Below are 3705 nucleotides of genomic sequence, written 5' to 3' on the forward strand. Positions count from 1 at the left end.
AGCAGAATCAGGACTTCATAGCGCTGCAGAGGAAGCAGCATACCATCATTTAAGGGTGGCAGATAGTCGCGCCGGTTGGACAGGATCAGTTTCCAGCCTGCCCGCCGCACCATGCCGCCCAAAGCCAGGCGCACCGGACGTTTTCCAAAATTGAGCGCAACCAGAATGGTCTGCTCAGCGTTTTGGCGCAGGTAAGCCAGCAGCCGTTGGGGTTCAAACGTCAGGGGCTGGAAGAAGCCATTTCTTAACACCGGGTATTCCTTCCGCAATTGAAGCAGCTTGCGGTAAAAGTGGTACAGCGAATCCGGTTGATTTTGCTGGGCAGATACATTGCGCTGGCGGTAATTGGCATGTACCGGCAACCAGGGCTGCCCGGTGCTGAATCCCGCATTCAGACTGTCGTCCCACTGCATGGGTGAACGGCATCCGTCCCGTCCTTTGTAAAGCGGCCAAAAACGCTTACCCACCGGATCCTGCACCATTTCACGGGTGATGGGAATGTCACGCATTCCAATTTCTTCACCGTAGTAAAGGAAGGGAGTGCCGTGTTGGGTCAGCAGCAGGGCAGCTGCAACTTGCAAGCGATTGTCATCCTCCCCTTGACCGTAACGGGTTGCCGAACGCGGATTATCATGATTATTCAGCACATAAGTCGGCCAGCCTTCCGGTTGCAAAGCCTGCTCCCAATCCTGAATTGCCTTCAAAAAACGCTCCGGTTTCCACGGAGAATGTAAAAAGGTAAAATCAAAAGCAGTATGTAGCAAACCAGGAGCGGAGTAGGAGGCGGCTTTCTGTGGCGTGGAAAGAAATGTTTCGCCCACCGCAAATCGTTCCGGATATGAATCGAGAATGGCACGAATCTCACGCAGCAGGGGGAACATTTCCGGCTGATCGCAGTCATAAATGTGTTTCTGCCGGTCAAAACCGCGTAAGCCAACTGCCGGCGGATTATCGGGAAAGTCAGGATGTTTGAAATACATGTTGAATACATCCAACCGGAAACCGTCCACTCCCCGCTCACACCAGAAGCGGAAAACGTCCAGCAGGGCTTTTCTCACCTGCGTGTTGCGCCAGTTAACATCCGGCTGCTCTTTGTAAAACATGTGATAGTAATGCTGCCCGGTTGGAGCATCCCATTCCCAGGCGCTGCCGCCGAAAATGGATTGCCAGTTGTTGGGCGGGCCGCCATCCGGGGCAGGATCGCGCCACAGGTAATAATCCCGAAAGGGGTTATCCCGGCTGCTGCGCGATTGAACAAACCACGGGTGCTGATCCGAGGTGTGATTCAGCACCAGATCCAAAACAATCCGAATACCGCGCTGATGGGCTTCTGCAACCAGCTGGTCAAAGTCGGCCAGTGAGCCGAATTTGGGGTCAATATCCAGATAGTTGCTGACATCATATCCAAAATCCACATCCGGCGAGGGGTTGATCGGCGAAAGCCAGATGGCATCCACCCCCAGTTCTGTCAGATAATCCAAACGCGCACGAATACCGTTCAAATCGCCAATTCCATCACCGTTGCTGTCTGCAAAAGAACGGGGGTAAATTTGATAAATGACCCCATCCCGCCACCACAAAAATTGATCCGTCATAGGCTTGTTCCTTTCTAAAAGATATTGGGGAATTCAGTTGGACTCCAGAAAGTTCAGCAAAATGCGGTTGAAATCCTGCGGTTTCTCGCGCTGCGGCCAGTGACCACAAGCCGGTATGATCTCCAGTCGCGAACCGGGCAGTCTGGCATGGGCTTCACGGGCACATTCCAAAGGCACCAGCCGGTCATTTTCGCCATGAATGAAAAGGGTTTCAGCCTCAATTTCACCCAGTCGGTCGAGAAAAACCGTGCGCAGGCCGTTTTTGAGGACTTCATGCTTCTGGAAGGAACGAAAAGCCCCCCCTGCCTTGGGACGGCGGATTTCCTCATACACTTCATTCACCAGATCGTCCGGAAGTACGCCGGGGTCATAAAAAATCTGTTGCAGAGAAGCGCGCGTCAAAGCCCGGCTGCGCCCCAGCAGCCACCACGAAAAGCGGTTAAGCCATTCCATCCGCACCAAAATATATCCCCACAATCCTCCGGGGTAACGGCGCTGGATGCCGTACGTATCCACCGGCACAAGCCGCTGAACCCGCTCCGGGTAAGCCAGCGTAAAACCGATGGCAATTCCGCCGCCCATGGAGACCCCCGCAAGGGTCGCCCGCGCCACCCCCAGTTGATCCAGCAGCCGCTTCACAAAATCAATGTAGGTATCCAGCGTATAGGAAATTTGGGGAGTATCGCTTTTACCGTATCCCGGCAGATCAGGGGCAATCACCCGAAAACGGGGCGAAAGCGCCAGAATGACCGGCTGCCACGAAAGCCAGGCCGAATCGGTGCCGCCGCCATGCAATAAAACCACGGTTTCACCCTCTTCGCCAGCAGTGAAGAGGTGAGTGTTTATCCCCTCTACTTTGACCCATGTATCTTCAATTATGGTCATCATTTCCTCCCGGTTCTGGTATAAGCATACCCGAGAGATGCGTTTTTTGTCAAAAGTTTTAATCCAATCATTAAGTAAAATTCTTGCTTGTTAACAAAACCTGTGATAGAATAATGGTTGTTAGGCGAAAGAAAGAAGAGCGCATCGAAAAGTGGGCAACCCCCACTTTTCTGCTTAGTAACCGTAACTATCTGGAGAAAGTTGAAGCATGAAGAACGAATTTACGCTGGCGTTCAATGAAGTATTGGAAGAAAAACAACTTCCAAAAGAAGTGATTCTCAAAGCGCTCGAATCGGCCATGGTTTCAGCCTACCGCCGGGCAGTGAATGCTTCCAATGCTCAACACGTGGAAGCCAAAGTGGATATCGAAACCGGCAAGGTTACCATCTATGCCGAAAAAGAAATCGTCGAGGAAGTAGAAGACCCGCGCACCGAAGTGAGTCTGGAAGAAGCCCGCAAAATTGATCCGGATGCACAATTGGGCGGCATGATTGTGGTCGAAAGCACCCCGCGCGATTTCGGCCGCGTTGCTGCCCAAACCGCCCGTCAGGTGATTCAGCAGCGCATCCGTGATGCCGAACGTCAGGCGCAATTGAATTATTACCAGAAACAGCTCGGTGAAATTGTCAGCGGCGTCGTACAGGCCGTCAGCGCCCAGGGACTGACCATTGGACTGGAAATGAAAGCCGAAGGCTCCATGCCCCGCAAAGAAATGATCCCCGGTGAACGCTTTCGCATTCACGACCGTGTGCGCGCTTTGGTTGCCGAGGTCAAGGATAACAATCGTGGGCCGCAGATCATCCTTTCGCGCACCCACCGCAATTTTCTGCGCCGCCTGCTGGAAAATGAAGTGCCCGAAATCTACCATGGTGTGGTGGAGATTCGTTCGATTGCCCGTGAACCGGGCGAACGCGCCAAAGTAGCCGTTTCAGCCACCCAAAGCGGCATTGACCCGGTTGGCGCCTGCGTGGGTATCCGCGGCGTTCGCATTCAAGCCATTGTCCGCGAACTGCACGATGAAAAAATTGATGTGATTGAATGGAACCCTGACCCGGCCGTTTTCATTGCCAAAGCCATCAGCCCGGCGCGTGTGAGCGGGGTTTACCTGAACGAGCAACAATCCAGCGGTAAAACCGCTACAGTGGTGGTGCCGGAGGATCAATTAAGTCTGGCAATTGGACGGGATGGACAAAATGCCCGCCTGGCTGCCAAACTGACCGGCTGG

3 protein-coding genes are annotated in these 3705 nt (G+C 53.4%); 1 reads left to right on the plus strand and 2 read right to left on the minus strand.

The window, feature by feature from the left end; translation table 11 throughout:
• Both VAE48_RS01795 and VAE48_RS01800 read right to left on the minus strand, forming a co-directional pair.
• A partial coding sequence (locus tag VAE48_RS01795) for an alpha-glucosidase (protein ID WP_322791596.1) occupies nt 1–1595 on the minus strand: 1595 nt, incomplete at its 3' end.
• 33 nt (nt 1596–1628) lie between these two features.
• Nucleotides 1629–2483 carry an alpha/beta hydrolase gene (locus VAE48_RS01800; protein WP_322791597.1) on the minus strand — a complete coding sequence of 285 codons (855 nt, stop codon included), beginning with the start codon at nt 2481–2483 and terminating at the stop codon, nt 1629–1631.
• Nucleotides 2484–2688: 205 nt separating this feature from the next.
• On the opposite strand from VAE48_RS01800, the gene nusA reads away from it, so the two are divergent.
• Nucleotides 2689–3705: transcription termination factor NusA (gene nusA, locus VAE48_RS01805; protein WP_322791598.1), on the plus strand; the 1017-nt coding region annotated here is incomplete at its 3' end.

It is taken from the genome of Bellilinea sp. (assembly GCF_034432615.1).
Lineage (GTDB): Bacteria > Chloroflexota > Anaerolineae > Anaerolineales > Anaerolineaceae > Bellilinea.

What these genes read in the sequence shown, in the direction of transcription:
- VAE48_RS01800 (WP_322791597.1), bottom strand. Translation starts at nt 2,483, where the DNA reads ATGATGACCATAATTGAAGATACATGGGTCAAAGTAGAGGGGATAAAC.